The sequence below is a fragment of the Actinosynnema sp. NPDC023658 genome, from assembly GCF_040639995.1.
Lineage (GTDB): Bacteria > Actinomycetota > Actinomycetes > Mycobacteriales > Pseudonocardiaceae > Actinosynnema.
In genome coordinates this window covers 1-1,405 of sequence record NZ_JBFAAX010001285.1, presented here as the reverse complement: position 1 = coordinate 1,405, position 1,405 = coordinate 1, and the positions used below count along the sequence as shown (strand labels likewise).

Sequence of the window (1,405 nt, the reverse complement as noted above, 5' to 3'; positions counted from 1 at the left end):
GGCCTGCGCTCGCTGACGCGGCGGCCCGGCCTGCTGGGCACGTTCGCCGTGACGTCGCTGGGCCACCGCCCGGTGGACGGCTTCCACTCCGTGGGCGGCACCACGATCACGCTGGGGCTGGGCCGGACCGCCGACCGGCCGGTGGTCCGGGACGGGGTGGTCGCCGTCGCGCCCGTGATGCGGCTCAACCTCGCCTTCGACCACCGGGTGGTGGACGGCGCCGAAGCCGCCGACGTACTGGCCGAGATCCGCGCGGGACTGCAGGGGTTCGAGGGATGAACGACGTCGAAGAGCTGAAGCGGTACGTCGGCATCCACGCCCGGTCGCAGGGCATCCGGCCGCGCCGGTTGGCGGCGCTGCTGGACCGGGTCCACCACGACGGTGAGGGGCCGGGGTCGTGGGTGGGGGAGTGGAGCCGGGCCGGCGAGGCGCACGAGGGGGCGGGGCGGCCACTGGAGGCGGCCCGCTGCTACAACGTGGCGCGCTTCCCCTACGTGGACGGACCGGCCAGGGCGGACGCGCTGGCGCGGTGCGTGGCCTCGTTCGACCGCTGGGCGGCCGATCAGGACGGTGTCGAGCGCGTCGAGCTGGACGTGCCCGGCGGCATGGTTCCCTGCCTGGCCTCCGGTCTGTCCACGACGGACCCGAAGCCGCTGCTGCTGGTCATGGGCGGCATCGTCAGCGTCAAGGAGCAGTGGGCGCCGATCCTGGCCCAGGCCGGGCGGATGGGCATGGCCGCGCTGGTCGCCGAGATGCCCGGCGTCGGGCAGAACCCGCTGCCGTACGACGGGGGCAGCTGGACGTTGGCGACCGCGCTGCTGGACGCGGTGCAGGACCGGGCCGACGTGTCCCGGACCCATGCCATCGCGCTGAGCTTCAGCGGCCACCTGGTGCTGCGCTGCGCCGTGGAGGACCGGCGGATCCGGGGCGTGGTCACCGCGGGCGCGCCGGTGCGCCGGTTCTTCACCGACCGCGACTGGCAGGCAAGGCTGCCCCGGATCACCGCGGACACCTTGACCCACCTCACCGGCGCCGACGACTTGGCCGGGCACCTGCGGGACCGGGCGTTGACCCGTGAGCACCTGCGGGCGCTGGACATCCCGGTCGCCTACGCGGTCAGCACCCGCGACGAGATCGTCCCGCGCGACGAGCCCGAGCTGCTGCGCGCCTGTCTGGACGACTTCACCGCTCTGGTCAACGACGACGTGCACGGCTCGCCGCACCACGCGCTGCGCACGCGCCTGTGGGCGGTGCTGTCGGTACAGCGGATGCGCGGGGTCCGGGACGCGTCGACGGCGGCGTTGGCCGGGCTGGTCGGCTTGCTGGGCCTGCGCAGCCGGTGAGCCGTCCGGACCCCACGGGTGGACCGAACGCGGAGTCCGCGGCGCACCGCAGCACCTGCCGG

The 1,405-nt window shown here is 74.9% G+C and carries 2 protein-coding genes; both read left to right on the top strand.

From position 1 onward, the window contains the following. A partial coding sequence (locus tag AB0G02_RS40320) for a 2-oxo acid dehydrogenase subunit E2 (protein ID WP_360805850.1) occupies nt 1-279 on the top strand: 279 nt, incomplete at its 5' end. Further along, nucleotides 276-1,343 carry an alpha/beta hydrolase gene (locus AB0G02_RS40315; RefSeq protein WP_360805847.1) on the top strand — a complete coding sequence of 356 codons (1,068 nt, stop codon included), beginning with the start codon at nt 276-278 and terminating at the stop codon, nt 1,341-1,343. The genes AB0G02_RS40320 and AB0G02_RS40315, both read left to right, overlap by 4 nt. Nucleotides 1,344-1,405 lie beyond the last annotated feature (62 nt).